1 pseudogene is annotated in these 204 nt (G+C 44.1%); it reads left to right on the top strand.

The features are described from left to right. Positions 1-204: pseudogene (locus WFZ85_RS16445) on the top strand (IS1182 family transposase); the annotation flags it as partial.

The raw sequence follows: 204 nt of genomic DNA, 5'->3' as shown, positions 1-204 counted from the left end.
GAAACTTTTACCGTACTAGTTGACAAAGGCTATCACAACGGACGCGAACTCGAAACCTGCAAAAACCACAACATCACCACCATAGTGGCCCATCCAGATCAAGGCAAAAGCAACGAAAATGGCACACAACCCGAGTATTTAGTATCCAAGTTCATTTACAACAAAGAAGCAAACACCTATACCTGTCCACAAGGACAAACCCTC

It is taken from the genome of Flavobacterium aureirubrum, from assembly GCF_038739835.1.
GTDB classification, from domain to species: Bacteria; Bacteroidota; Bacteroidia; order Flavobacteriales; family Flavobacteriaceae; genus Flavobacterium; species Flavobacterium aureirubrum.
Note: the sequence above shows the minus strand (reverse complement) of the source record. Positions and strands in the feature narration are given on the sequence as shown.